Below are 15,761 nucleotides of genomic sequence, written 5' to 3'. Positions count from 1 at the left end.
TTTTCTTGTCGGTCTATTAGCGTTGCCCCTGTGCGGGGCGGCACTTACTTTTCTTTGCCGCGGCAAAGAAAAGTAAGCAAAAGAAAGCCGCTCACACCGCTAATGCTTCGCAGTACACCTACAGCCATCGAACAGAGTGGCGCCCGGGCAGCGCCCGCACCACGCGCCCAATATCGGAGTGGAAACGCTCGCACATCCGGGGGCGCAAGCGCCCCGAAGGGCATAGCCAAAACCGAAGGTTTGCGCCTTCCCTCGCATACCCAACCGTTGCGCGCGCAGCGAGCAACGGAATGCATGACTGCCTTGTCACTCCGCTATTGGGCGCGTGGTGCGAGCAATGCCCAGTCACCACTCCGATTAAAGGCTAGTGGTGGACGGCGTCACATTAGCGGTGTGAGCGGCTTTCTTTTGCTTACTTTTCTTTGCCGCGGCAAAGAAAAGTAAGTGCCGCCCCGCACAGGGGCAACGCTAATAGACCGACACGAAAACAAGGAAATGCCCAAAAAAATGCCAACAAAAAAATCCACCCAGCATAACCCCAAACCCCAACCCTAAAACTTCACCCCCCAGCGCCGTAAACACAGTGATCCCATCACTCGCAGGACGCGCGCCGATGACCGATAGCACTGAAGCCACCGAGGCTACCACTCCTCAGACAGCGGCCACCGAGGACGCCCCCACCATACTAACTCCCGCCGACATCGCCCTAGGCCAGCCCCTAGACTGGCCCCTGATCGATGCCGACGGCACGCCGCTACTCGACGCCGGCGCGACACTCGTAGGCGAAATGGAACGCGCCTTCCTGTTCCGCCACTTCGCCCCGCAGCGCGGCGACCGCGAGCCGCCCGCCAGCGCCCCGGTCAAACCCCAGGAACAGGACACCGCACTCGCCGTCCGCGATCTACACCTGACCATCGGCGCGCTAATGGGCCTGCGCCCGCAACAGGGCGCGAGCGGCGCGCCCATGCATCCGTGCAAGCTGATCGGCGTCGCGCCCAATGAGGCAATCTTCGTCACGCTGCCTTACGTCGACCGTCGCCCCATCGAAATCACCCCCGGCGAAAACGTCGAAATCGTCGCGATCGCGAGCCACGCCGTCTACCGCTTCGTCTGCACGATTCACGCGATGTATCAGGCGCCACTGGGCTACCTGCTGCTCTCGAAGCCCGCCAATATCCGCATGCTGCGCGAGCGCAAATCGATCCGCGTACGCGCGCAGTTTCCGGTGCGGTATGGCATCGGCGAAGAATCCGAGGGGTATCAGGGTGTCGCGCTCGCGCGCGGCGTCAGCGCGCTCGGGCTGTCGATCGCCGCGCCGTGGGCGCTCGCCAAGGTCGGCGAGCGTCTGCGCGTGGCCTGGCGGCTGCGCTCGGGCGAACTCGATTCGACCATCGAAACCAGCGCAGTCGTGCGCAATGTGCACCAGGAAGACGGCCCCGAGCCGCTCGTCACGCTCGGTCTCGAACTCGATCATCTCTCGCCCGCCGACCAGATGGCGATGAAGGTCTACGTGTTCGATCGTCAGGACGACGTGCTGTACTGGACCGGCGCGGCGCGCTAGATCGCCGGAAGCGCCGGACGCTACGTAAGCGACGGAGCGATCAATGCGTCCACATCGACGCACTCGCCCTGCCAGGCCTGCGCCAGTGCGTGGCAGCGCCCGAGGCGCACGTTGGCAGCCTCGCAATCGACCACGGTGATGTGGTCCGCCTGGCGCGGGCGCGCGGGCCATTGCGTGGTACGGCCGTCGCTGAAGAGCCAGAGGTGACGTTCACGCGCGGGGTCGCGCCGCGCTGTCGCGTCGAGCAGTTGCGAGGCGCGCGCGATACCGGCGTCGAGCGGCGTGCCGCCTCCGCCGCCAATGGGCGCAAGCCAGCGCTCGTTCCACCAGCGCGGCACCGCAGGCCCGAACCGTAGTTCGGCCTGCGCGCCGCCAAAGCAGATCAAGGCCACTTCCACGCGCTCAGCGCGCGCGCGATCGAACAGCGCGATCAGCAGCCCCTTGGCGAGCGCAAGCTGGCCGTGCGCGAGCATCGACGCCGAACAATCGAGAACAAAGCAATGCAGTGCGCCGGTGCCGGTCTTGCGCTGCGCGTAACGCAGATGTTCCGCGCGCAGCGCAGTCCCGCGCTTGGCCGCGAGCGTGGCGGGCCAGGCGAGGCGTGCGCCACGCGCGGGGTCGTGCGCGATGCGCGCTCGCGCAGTTCCTGGACCTTCACGCCGTCGTGCGCCGCCCTGTGCCTGGGCGGCGGTCCTTGCCCGACGGGTCAGCGTTTTTTTGCGGGCAGCGGGATCACGCCTTTGACCGCTTTCGCAGTGACGGGCTCGGGCGGCAGTTCGCCCCAATCCGATTGCGGGTCCGAATTTGCTTCGGACTGCGGGTTGTCTCGCGTTTTGTCGTGATGCGGCGGCTGTTGTTGCGTTAATTGTTGCGGTAGCTGTTGCGGCTGCTCCGGCAACGCGCGCCGCCGATGCAAAAGCACCGCATCGGCCACCTGATCGACGTGTTCGGGCGTGATCTGCGACGCGCCTTCGAACGCCGCCAGCGCACGCGCCGCGCGCAGCATCACGAGATCGGCGCGCATGCCGTCGACTGCCGCTTCCACGCACAGTTGCGCCGCGCGTTCATGCACGGCGTCGCTCCACGCCAGCGATTCGAGCGCAGCACGCGCCGCTGCGATACGCGCTGCCAGCGCATTCTGGGCCTCGGCCTGCGCCGCGCAAAACGCCTGCGGATTCGCATCGAAAGCGAGCCGCGCCTTGACGATGCGTTGTCGTTCAGCCGTGTCGTAGCGATTGTCGAGTTCGACCATCAGACCGAAGCGGTCCAATAGTTGCGGGCGCAACTCCCCCTCTTCCGGATTCATGGTGCCAACCAGCACGAATCGCGCCTCGTGCGTATGCGAAACGCCATCGCGCTCGACCGTGTTCACACCGCTTGCCGCCACATCGAGCAAGGCATCGACGAGCGCATCGGGCAGCAGGTTCACTTCATCGACGTAAAGCACGCCGTCGTGCGCGCGTGCGAGCAGTCCTGGCGCGAAACGCACCGCGCTCTCGCGCAGCGCGGCTTCCAGATCGAGCGTGCCGATCAGTTTTTCCTCGCTTGCGCCCAGCGGCAGCGTGACGAAGGCGCCGTCGGGTAACAGCGCGGCCAATGCGCGCGCCGCCGTCGATTTCGCGGTGCCGCGCGGCCCGCTCACGAGCACGCCGCCAATCGCGGGATCGATGGCCGCCAGCAGCAAGGCGCGCTGCAACGCCGCCTGACCGACCAGCGCGGTGAAGGGAAACGCGGGACGCGCCGCCGCTACGTTCATGGTCACTGTCCTTCCATCTGCTGCCCGGTTTCGAGCAGACGCTGTTCGATTTGCGCGCGATGTTCGCCCGGCTCCTGCCACAACCCACGCTGCATCGCTTCGATCAGTCGTTCGCAGATCGCGTGCAAAGCATTCGGATTGTGGCGCTGCATGAAGGCGCGCGTGTCGTCATCGTGCACGTAGGCATCGGCAACCAGTGCGTATTGATGATCGCCCACCACACGCGCGGTCGCGTCATAGCCAAACAGATAATCGACAGTCGCGGCCATTTCCGCCGCACCCTTGTAGCCGTGGCGCTTCACGCCGTCGATCCACTTGGGGTTCACCACGCGCGAGCGGATCACGCGCGCGATCTCCTCATGCAGCGGCCGGATGCGCGGCGCGGCGGGGTTGCTGTGATCGGCGTGATACATCGTGGGCTGCGCCTGCGAGAAGTGCCGGGCCGCCGCCGCCATGCCGCCCTGGAACTGGTAGTAATCGTTCGAGTCGAGCAGATCGTGCTCGCGGTTATCCTGGTTCTGCAGGATCACGTCGATCGAGGCGAGGCGTTTGCGGAAGGCATCGCGCGCTTCGTCGCCGCCGGTTTTCTGTGCGTAGGCGTAGCCGCCCCATGCCTGATACGCGAGCGCGAGATCGGCATCGGTCTGCCATTGGCGGTGATCGATCATCGATTGCAGGCCCGCGCCGTACGCGCCCGGCTTCGCGCTGAATACGCGCCAGCCTGCGCGGCGGCGCGCTTCGCCTGCTTCCATGCCATCGGCGATCAGGGCGTCGCGCTCGCGCTGGATGCGCGCACGCAGCGGGTTCAGATGCTCCGGCTCGTCGAGTTCGGCCACGGCCTGCACGGCGGCGTCGAACAGATGCATCACGTTCGGAAACGCGTCGCGGAAAAAGCCCGACACGCGCAACGTCACGTCGATGCGCGGCCGGTCAAGCGCTTCCACCGGCATGATTTCGAAGTCGATCACGCGCTGGCTGCCCGCCGCCCATTTGGGACGCGCGCCGATCAACGCGAGCGCCTGGGCGATATCGTCGCCGCCCGTGCGCATGGTGGCCGTGCCCCACACAGAAAGACCGATGGCGCGCGGATAATCGCCGTGTTCCTGCAAATGCCGCTCGATCAGCTGTTGCGCCGACTTCAAACCGAGCGACCATGCGGCCTGCGTCGGGATCGCGCGCGTGTCGACCGAGTAGAAGTTACGGCCCGTGGGCAGCACATCGGGGCGGCCGCGCGAAGGCGAACCGCTCGGGCCAGGCGGCACGAAACGGCCTTCGAAACCGCGCCTCAACTGGCGCAATTCTTCGCGCCCACATGCGTCGAGACGCGGCAAAACATCGTCGCGCAAACGGGCGATGACAAGCGCGGCGCGCGGCAGCATCGAAGCGATTTCGCCTAAAGCGTTCGCCTCTTCGCAAGCGCGCGCGAGCAACTTGGCCGCCAGCGCTTCCAGACGCTCACGCGTATCGCCCGCATGACGCCACGGCGCGTCGATGGCTTGCTCAAGCGGCAATGGACGCGCACCAGTCCACGGCGCAGCCCAATCGACAGTCGCCGCTTCCAGCAGATGATCGATGCCGAAATCGCGCGCCAGTGCGTCGATCAAACCCGCATTCGCGCCCTGCCCGTCGCCGCACGCATAACGTCCGAGCGCGAGCAGCGTATCGCGCCGCTGCGTGCCTTGCGGCGATTCGCCGAAGGTATGCAGCCCGTCGCGGATCTGCGCTTCCTTCAGTTCGCACAGATAAGCATCGGCGCGCGTGAGCAGTTCGTCCTCGCCCTGCTGGTCCTGCGGCGCGGCCACGCTCAATTCCTCGTGCAACTTGTGCTCGATGATGGTCGCCAGAATCGTCTTGCGCAGCAGCTTGGCGCGGCGCGGGTCCACCATCAATGCTTCGTAATACTCATCGACCTGACGCTCCAGGTCCTGCAACGGCCCGTAGTTTTCCGCGCGCGTGAGCGGCGGCATCAGATGATCGACGATCACGGCCTGAGCGCGGCGCTTGGCCTGGCTGCCCTCGCCCGGATCGTTGACGATGAACGGATAAAGATGCGGCAGCGGCCCGAGCGCCATGTCGGGCCAACAGGTATCGGCGAGCGCCACGCTTTTGCCCGGCAGCCATTCGAGATTGCCGTGCTTGCCCACGTGCGCAATCGCGTCGATGCCAAAGTGCTCGCGCAGCCAGAAATAGAACGCCAGATACGCGTGCGGCGGCACCAGATCGGCGTCGTGATAATTGGCGTAGCTGTCGTCGCCGCGCGAACGCGACGGCTGGATGCCGACGAACACCTGCCCGCAGCGCCAGCCCGCAATCATGAAGCGGCCACGGCGCACGGTCGGGTCCTGCTCGGGCGCGCCCCAGCGCGCGATCAGCGCGTTCTGTGCTTCCACGGGCAGTTGCGCGAAATGCGCGCGGTAATCGTCGATCGACAGGCTTTGCCACGCGGGCCGCAGCGCGCGCGTGTCCGGATCGTTGGTCACGCCCTGCGTGAGCGTGTTCATCAGCGCTGCGCCGTCTTCAGGCAGATCGCCCACGCGATAGCCTTCGTCGGCCAGCATGCGCAGGATGTTCACCACCGAAGCCGGCGTATCCAGCCCCACGCCGTTGCCGATGCGCCCTTCGCTCATCGGATAGTTGGCCAGCACCAGCGCGAGCTTCTTCTCCGCGTTCGGCAGCGTGCGCAGACGGCACCAGCGGCGCGCGAGTTCGGCCACGAAGGCCACGCGTTCGGCATCGGGCTGATAGCGCACGACATCCACTTGCGTCTCTTTGCAGTGGTACGCCAGGCCCTTGAAGCTGATCGCGCGCGTAATCACGCGGCCATCGACTTCGGGCAACGCGATATGCATGGCGATGTCGCGCGAATTCAGGCCGTGGTTGTCCTTGAGCCAGTCATCGCGATTGCCGCCGCTCAGGATCACCTGAAGCACGGGCGCATCGCCCGCGAGCGCGAGCGGCTCCGGATCGTCGAGCGACGAGGCCGCGAACGCCGTCGTGTTGAGCACCAGCGCGATATCGTGCTCCGCCGCGAGGCGGTCGAGCACATCGCGGCTGATGGCGTCCTTGAGCGAGGTGATGGCGAGCGGCAGCGGGTTGAGGCCGCGCTCGATCAAGGCGTCGATCAGCGCATCGAAGGCGGCCGTGTTGGCAGCCTGCAAATGCGCCTTGTAAAACAGGATCGCCACGACGGGCGCGCCGGGCGTCCAGCGCGCGCGCCAGTCCTCGACGGTCGCCACGTCGCGCGACGGATGGTAAAGCGAAGCAGCGGGCAGCACGACCGGCGGCGGCGGTTCCGCGCCAAAGCCGAACGCATGCCACGCGAGCGCGCGCAAAAAACCTTCGGCATTGGCCGCGCCGCCTTCGCGCAGATAACGCCACAGCAGGCGGCAAAACTCCGGTTCCGCGCGGCTTTTGGCGATCAGATTGGGATCTTCCTGCAAGTCGCCCGAGAACATCGCGAGCAACTGGCCGCGCCGTTCGGCCAGCGTCGTCACCTGCTCGATGCCGTACGGCCAGTAGGCCTCGCCGCCCAGGTGGTCGACCACCACCACCTTCGCGTGCTGCAAGACATCGTCGACGTAAAAGTCCACCGATGCGGGCTGGCGCAGATACGTCACGTTGGCGAGCCGCACGCTGGGAAAGCCCTCAGGCAGACGCGGCACGACGCTCGCAAGCAGGGCGAGCGTGGTATCGGCGGAACTCAGCACGACGATTTCGGCGGGCTGCTGGTCGATGCGGATGACGCCCTGCGTATCGTCGACGAAACCGCCCGGTGTGGTGCGCAAAAGATGCATGGCGGTTCCGTCAGTGCAAGCTTGAAATAGAGGCGTGCCGAAGCACGCTTACTGCGTGACTGCGTGCGCGACAGCCGCCAGCGCCGCGTCGAACGCGCTTTGCAGCGTGGCCGCGTCGAGGTCTTCGCCGATCAGCACGAAGCGGCTCGCCAGCTTGCCGTCCGCCAGCGCCGCGCTTTCCTGCGCGTTCCAGCGGCGGTCGAAGTAGCTGTCGAAGCGGCGCCCCACGCCCTGGATCACCAGACGCATCGGCGCGCCCGGCAGCGCGGCGAAGCCCTTCGCGCGATAGATCGTGTGACCGTCGACGAGCTTTTGCAGCGCGGCGATCGCGATCTCGCGCGACGCCACCGCGCCTTCCACCACCACCGAATCGAACTCGTCGTGATGATGGTCGGCATCGTCGGCCGAACCGTGATGGTCGTGGCGCAGATGGATGCTTTCTTCCGAAGCGGCTTCCAGACCCAGCAGCGTGTGCAGATCGAGCTGGCCATGTTGCGCGCGCACGATCTTCACCTGCGGCGGCAGTTCTTCGCGCAGTTCGGCGATGAGCGCGTCCTGGCCCGCTTCATCGATCAGATCGGTCTTGTTGAGGATGACGAGATCGGCGGCCGAAAGCTGGTCTTCGAACAGCTCATGCAGCGGCGATTCGTGGTCGAGATTCGGATCGGCGCGGCGCTGCTCGTCCACGGCCTGCGGGTTGGCCGCGAACTGGCCGCTCGCGGCGGCGGGACCATCGACCACCGTCACGACCGCATCGACGGTAAAGGCGTTGCGGATCGACGGCCAGTTGAAGGCCTGCACCAGCGGCTTGGGCAGCGCGAGGCCCGAGGTTTCGATCAGCACGTGGTCGATGTCGCCGCGGCGTTCGAGCAGTTGCTCCATCACCGGGAAGAATTCTTCCTGCACCGTGCAGCACAGGCAGCCGTTGGCGAGTTCGTAGAGCTGGCCTTCCGTTTCGTTGCCGTTCTCGTCGCAGCCGATACCGCAACCGCGCAGGATTTCGCCGTCGATGCCGAGTTCGCCGAATTCGTTGACGATGACCGCGACGCGCAGGCCGCCAGCGTGCTGGAGGATGTGACGCATCAGCGTGGTTTTACCGCTGCCGAGAAAACCGGTGATGATGGTGACGGGGATCTTGCGCATTTGCATGAGGTGCTCCTTCGGCGCGTGGGCCGCAGGTGGATTGCGCCGCGCACGGTATGGGCCTTGAGCGTCTTCGCTGACGTCTTGCTGGTTCAACAGGATTGAACGCGTTGCGCGCCGGCCGCTGGGCAGGCGTCACGCGATAAATCAAGGCAAAACAAGGCTTTGGGCGAAGGCGCGTCGCGGGCCCAACCCGGCTGACGCATGGAAATCATGGACGGTGCGCCGCATTCCCGCAGCGCGCGTCCCGCGTATCTGGCCGGTATCCGGACTGACGAAACGCCGCTTCGCCTTCCCACGCGCGGCCTTGTGGCCCGCTCGCGCAGTGGCGTACCTTGAAGCGGCGTGCATCGGCTTGCGGCTGATGCGCTCGTTGTACCGTTGCGGGTGCAGTTCAGGCTGGCCATCGCATCGTATCTACCCTGCGCGATAGCTCCCTGATTCCCGTTTAACCGCGTGCAGATCGATCGCGCACGCGAGCACCAGAGTGCGTGCGAGTGTAGGCGCGGGGCCCCCCTGCGTCAACCGGACGCCGCCGCTGGAGCCGCGCTGCGGGCGCTTGAGCGTGTGCTATCGTAGCGCGCAGTTTGATGCGCTATCTTCACAATCGCGCGGAAAACGCAGCCGCCCGCCTTCACGTGAACCACTCCCACACCTCCGACACCTTGCCCGACGCCCCCGCCGATCTGCCGCTAGCCTTAGGCGTTGGCTGCCGCAGCGGCGTGACGCTCGCGCAGATCGAGGCGGCGGTGCAGGCCGCGCTGTCCGGACGCACGTTCGCGCAGGTGAAAGTGGTGGCCACGCTCGACGCGAAAGCCGCCGAACCCGCACTGCTCGCGTTCTGCGCCGCGCATGCGCTGCCGCTGCGCGCCTTCACGCGCGAGCAGGTGGCCGCGCTTGAAACCGCGCTTGAAACCGACGCCATGCAATCGGCGCCGAGCGCCGCTGCGCAGGTGCGTTTTGGCGTGGCGGGCGTGTGCGAACCGTGCGCGCGTCTGGCCGCGAATGGCGGTGCGCTCGTGCGCGCCAAAATCGCGCTCGACGGCGTGACGGTGGCGCTCGCCGCAATCCCGAACTCAACAACCCAGACCGCAAAACAGGACTGATCCGCGACGATGAAAACCGATCCCGAATCGCACCAGCGCATGACCCAGCGCCGCCGCGAAGGCCACGAAAAGAAGCAGGCCGCCGCGACGCACGAAAAAGGCCTCCTGATCGTCAACACCGGCACCGGCAAAGGCAAGACCACCGCGGCGTTCGGCATGGCGGTGCGCGTGCTCGGCCACGGCATGAAGCTGGGCGTCGTGCAGTTCATCAAGGGCGCGCTGCATACATCCGAGCGCGACTTCCTCGCGAGCGTCGCGCAGTGCGACTTCGTGACGATGGGCGACGGCTACACCTGGAACACCCAGAACCGCGACGCCGACGTGGCCACCGCGCGCAAGGGCTGGGACGAAGCGAAGCGCATGATCGAGAGCGGCGAGTACGCCATGGTGATCCTCGACGAGCTGAACACGGTGCTCAAGTACGAGTACCTGCCGCTCGACGAAGTGCTCGAAGTGCTCACCGCGCGCGGGCCGATGCAGCACGTGGTCGTGACCGGCCGTCACGCGCCCGACGCGCTGATCGAAGCCGCCGACCTCGTCACCGAAATGCGCCTCGTCAAGCATCCGTACCGCGAGCAAGGCGTGAAAGCGCAAAAGGGCGTGGAGTTCTGACGTCATGAACGCGAAGGTTTCATGCCCGGCGCTGTTCATCAGCGCGCCCGCATCGGGCCAGGGCAAGACCACGCTCACCGCCGGGCTGGCGCGTCTGCACCGCCGCCAGGGGCGGCGCGTGCGCGTGTTCAAGACCGGCCCGGATTTTCTCGATCCGATGATCCTCGCGCGCGCAAGCGGCGCGCCAGTCATGTCGCTCGATCTGTGGATGGTGGGCGAAGCGGGCTGCTGCGCGCTGCTCTCGCAGGCGGCAAGCGAGGCCGATCTGATCCTGATCGAAGGCGTGATGGGCCTCTACGACGGCACACCCAGCAGCGCCGATCTGGCCGCGAAGTTCGGCGTGCCGGTGGCGGCGGTGATCGGCGCGAATTCGATGGCGCAGACTTTCGGCGCGATTGCCTTCGGCCTCGCGCGCTATCGCGCCGACGTGCCGTTCCATGGCGTGCTGGCCAATCGCGTGGGTTCCGCGCGTCATGCGCAGATGTTGCAGGAAGGGTTGCCGGCGGATATCCGCTGGCTCGGCCATGTTGCGAGCGACGCGCAGTTCTCGTTGCCCGATCGTCATCTGGGCCTGCATCAGGCCAGCGAAATCGCCGATCTCGACGCGCGCATTGATCGCGCCGCCGACGCGCTCACCCAAACCGCGCTGGCCGATCTGCCGCCCGCCGTAACGTTCGACGCGCCAGAAACGCAAGCCGCGCTGCCACGCCTGCTCGATGGTCAGCACATCGCGGTGGCGCGCGACGCTGCGTTTTCGTTCATCTATCCGGCGAACCTCGCGTTGCTGGAAACGCTCGGCGCGCGTTTGAGCTTCTTCTCGCCGCTCGCCGATGAAGCCGCGCCCGCGGATGCCAGCGCCGTCTATCTGCCCGGCGGCTATCCCGAACTGCACGCGGCGACGCTCGCGGCCAACGCGCGCAGCGCCGCATCGCTCAAGGCGCACGTCGAAGCAAACAAACCGCTCGTCGCCGAATGCGGCGGCATGCTGTATCTGCTCGACGCGCTCACCACCGTTGACGGCACGCGCACGCCGATGCTCGGCCTGCTACCAGGCGCCGCCGCGATGCAAAAGCGCTTCGCGGCGCTCGGCATGCAAGGGCTGGACGGCGTGCACGGCACGCTCACGGGCCACACGTTCCACTATTCGCGCGTAAGCACGCCGCTTGCGCCCACACTGCGCTCGCGCCACGCCCAGACCGGCGCGGACGGCGAAGCGCTCTATCGCCACGGTTCGATTACCGCGACCTATATGCACGCCTACTGGCCTTCCAATCCGGCCTTCGCGGCCGCCCTGTTCCATGGCACAACCCTTTGACGAAGCCGAACGCGCGGCGGTTTACCGCGCGATTTACGAACGGCGCGACATGCGCCATTTCGCGCCCGGTCCGGTCGATCCGGCAGTGCTCGCGCGCCTGCTCGACGCCGCGCATCACGCGCCGAGCGTGGGCTTCATGCAACCCTGGCGCATCGTGCGCATCACCGACGCCGCCGTGCGCGAAGCGCTTCAGCAAGCGGTCGAGCGCGAACGCCTCGCAACCGCCGATGCGCTAGGCAAGCGCCGCGACGAGTTCATGAAGCTCAAAGTGGAAGGCATGCGCGAGTGCGGCGAACTGCTGGTCGTCGCTCTCATGGACCGCCGCGAGGCGCATGTCTTCGGTCGCCGCACGCTGCCGGAAATGGATCTGGCGTCGGTGGCGTGCGCAATCCAGAACATGTGGCTCGCGGCCCGCGCCGAAGGCCTGGGCATGGGCTGGGTGTCGATCTTCGATGTCGACGAAGTGCACGCGCTGCTGGGCATGCCGCCCGGCGCAAAGCCGGTGGCGATCCTGTGCGTTGGGCATGTCGCCGAGTTCTATCCGAAGCCGATGCTCGAAATGGAGCATTGGGCCGAACGCAAGGATCTGGGCGAGTGTGTCTATGAGAACCGCTGGCCCGCGTCGCCCGAAGGCTGACGCGACGCTTTTGGCATTTATGGCGCGACGGGCGAGACCGGCGTAACCGATGTCACTTCGGGCATTGCGCCCGCCGTCGCCGCGTCCTTCATCTTCACGCGCCATTGCGGTGCGCCCGCATAAGGCATCTTCGCCAGCGCACTGGCGACGAGATACGGCAGCGCCTGTTGCGCATCGGCGTTGCGGTCGCGCTTTTCGGCGCTGACCTTGTAAGCCTCCTGGCCATCGGGCAGCGTGAAAAAGCGCAGCGTGAGCGTGTGGACGTAACGATGGCCGAACCACGGCAGCGACGGCCCTTCAGCCGGCGCGCAGCCGCCCTTGCAATCGCCGGTGGCGACCGTGACATCGGCGGGCCGCGACGCCCACGCGGCGGAGACAAGATAGCGCGCGGCATCGGCGCCTTGCTGGAAACCGCGCTGCGCGAGCCCCTCGCGCAGCAACGCCTCGTAAGGCAGGTTGTCGCCTGCGTCGGCCTGTGCGGGGGTGCGTGCGAAACGGTAGGTCGATGCCGGGGCGGACGTGCTTGCTGCGCCCATCGAGGGCAAACCGCCACTCGCCTGCACATCGGCGCTCACGCCGGCGCAACCGGCCAGCGCGCCCGCCATCGACACGGTGCAGATCGTCATCAGGAACTTCACTGGGTACTCCATCGGAATCTTTGCCAGCAGGTTCTGGCAACACTCGGGGGAGTCAGGCGACATGTAGCAGGCAAGGACCGCGCGGCCCTCATTCCGGTGCTTCTAGCGCGGGCAGCGACATCGTTACCGTCGTGCCCTGGTCCGGCATGCTCTCGACGTGGACGTCGCCGCCATGGCGCGTCACCACCGTCTTCACGAATGCCATGCCAAGCCCCGCGCCGCTCACTTCGGGCCGCTGCCCTTCGTGAAAACGGCGGAATGGCTCGAACAGCTTCGCCTGATCCTCGAGCGGAATGCCGTAGCCCTGATCGCGGATCGAGCAGATCACGCGCGGGGCTGAACCCTCCACGACAGCGATACTACAGATAATTCTGGTATTTGGTGGGCTGTATTTCACCGCATTGTTAAGAAGGTTGACGAGTGCGCGGGTCATCAGCGAGCGATCGGCGTTGATCCAGCCCATCTGCTCTTCGTCGAAGGCAGTCTCGACGTGGATGTGCTTGGCGCTGGCCTGCGGCCAGACTTCGTCGCTGGCGTCGATGGCGAGTTCGGTGAGGCTGGTGGGCTCCAGCGCGTAGACCTGCGACTCGGCGCGCGCGAGTTGCACGAAGTCGTCGGCGAGCGTGAGAGAGCGGCGCGCGTAGCGCTCGATGCGGTCCATCACTTCGCGCACTGGCGCGGCTTCAAGCGTGCCGCGCTCGCGCTCGGTCTCGACCAGCGCAACGATCGATGCCTGCGGCGAACGCATGTCGTGCGAGAGCAGACGCAGCGCGTCCTCGCGCTGACGTTCGGCGTCGTGCAGCGCCGTCACGTCGACGAGACCCGCGATCCAGCCCACGCCCTGCCCCTGCGCGTTGGTGCAGCTTGCGTAACGCAGCAGGTAATCGCTGCCGTCGCGCGCGCGCACTTCGACGCCGCGCTCCATCAATTGCGCGTAGTCGCCCAGCGCAGGATCGAGCGGCGCGGGCCAGTGTGCGTGCGCAAAGGCGAGCGTGTCCGGATTCGGGTCGATCGGCTTGACGAGCGCGAGATCGCCAAACACATCCTTCATCTGCCGCCCTTCGGCGACATCGACGTTGAGGCGGCCGAAATACGCGCGCGCCGCGTGATTGGCGATCAGCACGACGCCTTGCAGATCGGCCACCAGCAGCGGTTCGGGCACGGAATCGAGGCTGTCCCACACGAAGCGCCGCATGTCCTGCAGGCGCTGCGCGGCCTGCGCCATCAGCGCCATTTGCTGGGCCAGCGCATCGCCGCCAAACTCGCGCGCGGGCGCGGGCGCTTCCGGGAGCAGATAGGGTTCATCGGCGAGTTGCTTGAGCTCCTTGCGCAGATACGCCATCGTCATTTCGAGACGTCGCCAGCCCCAGAGCGGATAGACCAGCGCGAGCGCCAGCAGCGCGGGCACCGGCGCGAGCCAAATGCGCGCGTAATAGAGCAGCGCGGCGCTGGCCGCCAGCGTGACGAGCGCGAGAAACGGCAGCAGCAACAGCGTGCGCAGCGGCGATAGCACCAGAAAGCCGGCCAGCAGCAGCGCGAGCGGCAGCAGCGAGGCCAGCACGACGGCCATGCGCGAAGCCGGTTCGATCGCCGAGCCGGTGAGCAGCGTATCGAGCACGAGCGCGTGGATATCGACGCCCGGCATCGGCCCGAGCGTGCCCGAAAGCGGCGTGGCAAAGCGGTCGTAAAGGCCGGAAGCGGTCACGCCCACCAGCGCCACGCGGCCGCGCAACAGGTCGGGCGGCGCGCGGCCTTCGAGCACCTGCGCGAACGAAACCTTGCGGTACGACTGCGTGGTCGGGCTGAACGGCAGGAGAAAGCGCGCCTCGCTGTCGGCGTCGCCCGTGCGCAGAACCCTGGCGTCCGCGCGTTTGAGCGCGTCGGTCGGCGGGTAAGGCGTGGCGGCCAGCGCAATCTTGCCGTCGCGCGCGGCGCGCCAGAGCGGCTCCATCAGCTGCGGCCAGCGCTGCTGGGCGTCGCCTTCGAACAGCGCGACGCTGCGCACGATGCCGTCGCTATCGACTTCGAGATTGATGTGGCCAAGACCCGCTGCGGCGTCGGCGAGCGGCGCGACCGGTTTGACCACCTGGCGATGGCCATCGGCGGCTTCGTCAGCCGGAGAAAGCAGCACGGGGAGAAACGCGGGACGCTCGCGCAGCGCCGCGCCAAAGCGCGCATCGTCGGGCGAGGGTTCGGTGAAGAGCACGTCGTAGACGACGGCAGCCGCACCCGCCTTCGCCAGTTGATCGACGAGCTGCGCGTGGATGCTGCGCGGCCAGGGCCAGCGCCCCAGCGCGGCGACGCTGGCGTTGTCGATTTCCACGACCACGATATCGGGCGAAACCGGCCGCTCGCGCGCGGCGAGGAAACGGTCATAGACCAGCGAATCGGCGCTGAGCGTCCAGTGCGTGAGCACGCTGAGCAGGACAATGGCGACGCCCGCGCACGCCACGCCCAGCCATTCGAACAGAAAACGTCGGCCGACTGGACGACCGGGACGACCAGGCCGCCCCGGCCGAAGACTCATGCGTGCGCCTGCGCTCATGCGCGCACGCCTCACCAGTCGAGCCGGAACGACTGGACCGGGCTGGCCTTCTGGTAGTAGCGACCGCCCTCGAACTGCTCGGCGATCACGGTCCAGTAGTAGACGCCCTTGGGCAGATCGCGCACGACGGCCTCGCCATCCTTGATGTCGGTGCGATCGACCAGCGGTGTGTGCAGATCCGACGACGCCGCCAGCACGAAGCGGAAGCGGGTGTCGCCCGAGCTACGCTCGACAAACCAGCGGAATGCGTAGTCGCGCGAACCGTCGACACGTCCCGCCGTGGCGTTCAGCGAGACGCGGCGGCGCTCGAACGCATACGTTGACGGCATGCCTTCGAGGCCGTTTTCGTCGATAGCCGACAGGCGCACGAAGTACGTGCCATCGTCGAGAGAACCCACGTCGATGTGAGATGTATCGGTGCGCAGGTCGCGGATCATGTCCAGCAGGCCCGCGTCGCGACCGACCTGCACGCGATAGCCGTGCGCGGCGGTGACCGGCGCGAGATCGAACGCGACCACGGCGTCGTCCTGGATCTTCGAAGGATTGCGCAGATCGGGCGCGTCGAGCAGCGGCACCGCGCCGCCCACCGCGCGGCCCGCGAGCGTAAGGCTGCCGTGACGGGCCGCAACGAGTTGCGTCGACGCGGCCAGCGGA

Annotated in this window: 11 protein-coding genes, 1 pseudogene and 1 riboswitch; of the genes and pseudogenes, 5 read left to right on the top strand and 7 right to left on the bottom strand. The window is 66.8% G+C overall.

The window, feature by feature from the left end:
• Positions 1-613: 613 nt before the first annotated feature.
• Complete coding sequence (locus F3J17_RS11680; RefSeq protein ID WP_167057883.1) at positions 614-1,561, top strand: flagellar brake protein; 948 nt, start codon at positions 614-616, stop codon at positions 1,559-1,561.
• Positions 1,562-1,581: 20 nt separating this feature from the next.
• Here the strand turns inward: F3J17_RS11680 and F3J17_RS11675 are convergent, their stop codons facing one another.
• The 4 genes from F3J17_RS11675 to cobW all read right to left on the bottom strand — a co-directional run bounded on the left by F3J17_RS11675 (position 1,582) and on the right by cobW (position 8,260).
• Positions 1,582-2,190 (bottom strand): VWA domain-containing protein, encoded by a 609-nt coding sequence (locus F3J17_RS11675; RefSeq protein WP_167058774.1) that lies wholly within the window; start codon positions 2,188-2,190, stop codon positions 1,582-1,584.
• A gap of 77 nt (positions 2,191-2,267) precedes the next feature.
• Positions 2,268-3,317: an ATP-binding protein gene (locus F3J17_RS11670; RefSeq protein WP_167057880.1), complete on the bottom strand. Its 1,050-nt coding sequence runs from the start codon at positions 3,315-3,317 to the stop codon at positions 2,268-2,270.
• Between the two features lie 2 nt (positions 3,318-3,319).
• Positions 3,320-7,111 carry a cobaltochelatase subunit CobN gene (gene cobN / locus F3J17_RS11665; RefSeq protein WP_167057877.1) on the bottom strand — a complete coding sequence of 1,264 codons (3,792 nt, stop codon included), beginning with the start codon at positions 7,109-7,111 and terminating at the stop codon, positions 3,320-3,322.
• A 48-nt stretch (positions 7,112-7,159) separates the two neighbouring features.
• Entirely contained in the window at positions 7,160-8,260 is a 1,101-nt protein-coding gene (gene cobW / locus F3J17_RS11660) for a cobalamin biosynthesis protein CobW (protein WP_167057874.1), read from the bottom strand.
• Between the two features lie 233 nt (positions 8,261-8,493).
• A riboswitch (cobalamin riboswitch) is annotated at positions 8,494-8,756 on the bottom strand.
• Between the two features lie 184 nt (positions 8,757-8,940).
• Here cobW and F3J17_RS11655 point away from each other — a divergent pair.
• The 4 genes from F3J17_RS11655 to bluB are packed head-to-tail and all read left to right on the top strand — an operon-like array spanning position 8,941 to position 11,924.
• Positions 8,941-9,360: a cobalamin biosynthesis protein gene (locus F3J17_RS11655; protein WP_240160949.1), complete on the top strand. Its 420-nt coding sequence runs from the start codon at positions 8,941-8,943 to the stop codon at positions 9,358-9,360.
• 9 nt (positions 9,361-9,369) lie between these two features.
• Positions 9,370-9,972, top strand: a complete 603-nt coding sequence (gene cobO, locus F3J17_RS11650) for a cob(I)yrinic acid a,c-diamide adenosyltransferase (protein WP_167057868.1) — start codon at positions 9,370-9,372, stop codon at positions 9,970-9,972.
• Positions 9,973-9,976: 4 nt separating this feature from the next.
• Positions 9,977-11,287: a cobyrinate a,c-diamide synthase gene (locus tag F3J17_RS11645; RefSeq protein ID WP_167057865.1), complete on the top strand. Its 1,311-nt coding sequence runs from the start codon at positions 9,977-9,979 to the stop codon at positions 11,285-11,287.
• Positions 11,271-11,924, top strand: coding sequence for a 5,6-dimethylbenzimidazole synthase (bluB, locus tag F3J17_RS11640; RefSeq protein ID WP_167057863.1), 654 nt, complete (start codon positions 11,271-11,273; stop codon positions 11,922-11,924). The genes F3J17_RS11645 and bluB overlap by 17 nt, the downstream gene beginning before the upstream one ends.
• A 17-nt stretch (positions 11,925-11,941) precedes the next feature.
• On the opposite strand, the gene F3J17_RS11635 is transcribed toward bluB, so the two are convergent.
• The 3 genes and pseudogenes from F3J17_RS11635 to F3J17_RS11625 form a co-directional block, all read right to left on the bottom strand.
• On the bottom strand, positions 11,942-12,562 hold the full coding sequence (locus F3J17_RS11635) for a DUF4136 domain-containing protein (RefSeq protein WP_167057860.1): 621 nt from the start codon (positions 12,560-12,562) through the stop codon (positions 11,942-11,944).
• A gap of 88 nt (positions 12,563-12,650) precedes the next feature.
• Positions 12,651-15,089: a CHASE2 domain-containing protein gene (locus F3J17_RS11630; RefSeq protein WP_167057858.1), complete on the bottom strand. Its 2,439-nt coding sequence runs from the start codon at positions 15,087-15,089 to the stop codon at positions 12,651-12,653.
• A gap of 29 nt (positions 15,090-15,118) precedes the next feature.
• Positions 15,119-15,761 (bottom strand): annotated as a pseudogene (locus F3J17_RS11625) (peptidase M23); the annotation flags it as partial.

Source organism: Burkholderia sp. Ax-1719, assembly GCF_011753055.1.
GTDB lineage: Bacteria > Pseudomonadota > Gammaproteobacteria > Burkholderiales > Burkholderiaceae > Paraburkholderia.
This window is presented reverse-complemented; position numbering and strand designations above follow the sequence as displayed.

Excerpts from the sequence above, each read along its gene's own strand:
- cobN (WP_167057877.1), bottom strand. The coding sequence starts at position 7,111 with ATGCATCTTTTGCGCACCACACCGGGCGGTTTCGTCGACGATACGCAG.
- F3J17_RS11645 (WP_167057865.1), top strand. The coding sequence starts at position 9,977 with ATGAACGCGAAGGTTTCATGCCCGGCGCTGTTCATCAGCGCGCCCGCA.
- F3J17_RS11670 (WP_167057880.1), bottom strand. The coding sequence starts at position 3,317 with ATGAACGTAGCGGCGGCGCGTCCCGCGTTTCCCTTCACCGCGCTGGTC.
- bluB (WP_167057863.1), top strand. The coding sequence starts at position 11,271 with ATGGCACAACCCTTTGACGAAGCCGAACGCGCGGCGGTTTACCGCGCG.
- F3J17_RS11680 (WP_167057883.1), top strand. The coding sequence starts at position 614 with ATGACCGATAGCACTGAAGCCACCGAGGCTACCACTCCTCAGACAGCG.
- cobO (WP_167057868.1), top strand. The coding sequence starts at position 9,370 with ATGAAAACCGATCCCGAATCGCACCAGCGCATGACCCAGCGCCGCCGC.
- F3J17_RS11630 (WP_167057858.1), bottom strand. The coding sequence starts at position 15,089 with ATGAGTCTTCGGCCGGGGCGGCCTGGTCGTCCCGGTCGTCCAGTCGGC.
- cobW (WP_167057874.1), bottom strand. The coding sequence starts at position 8,260 with ATGCAAATGCGCAAGATCCCCGTCACCATCATCACCGGTTTTCTCGGC.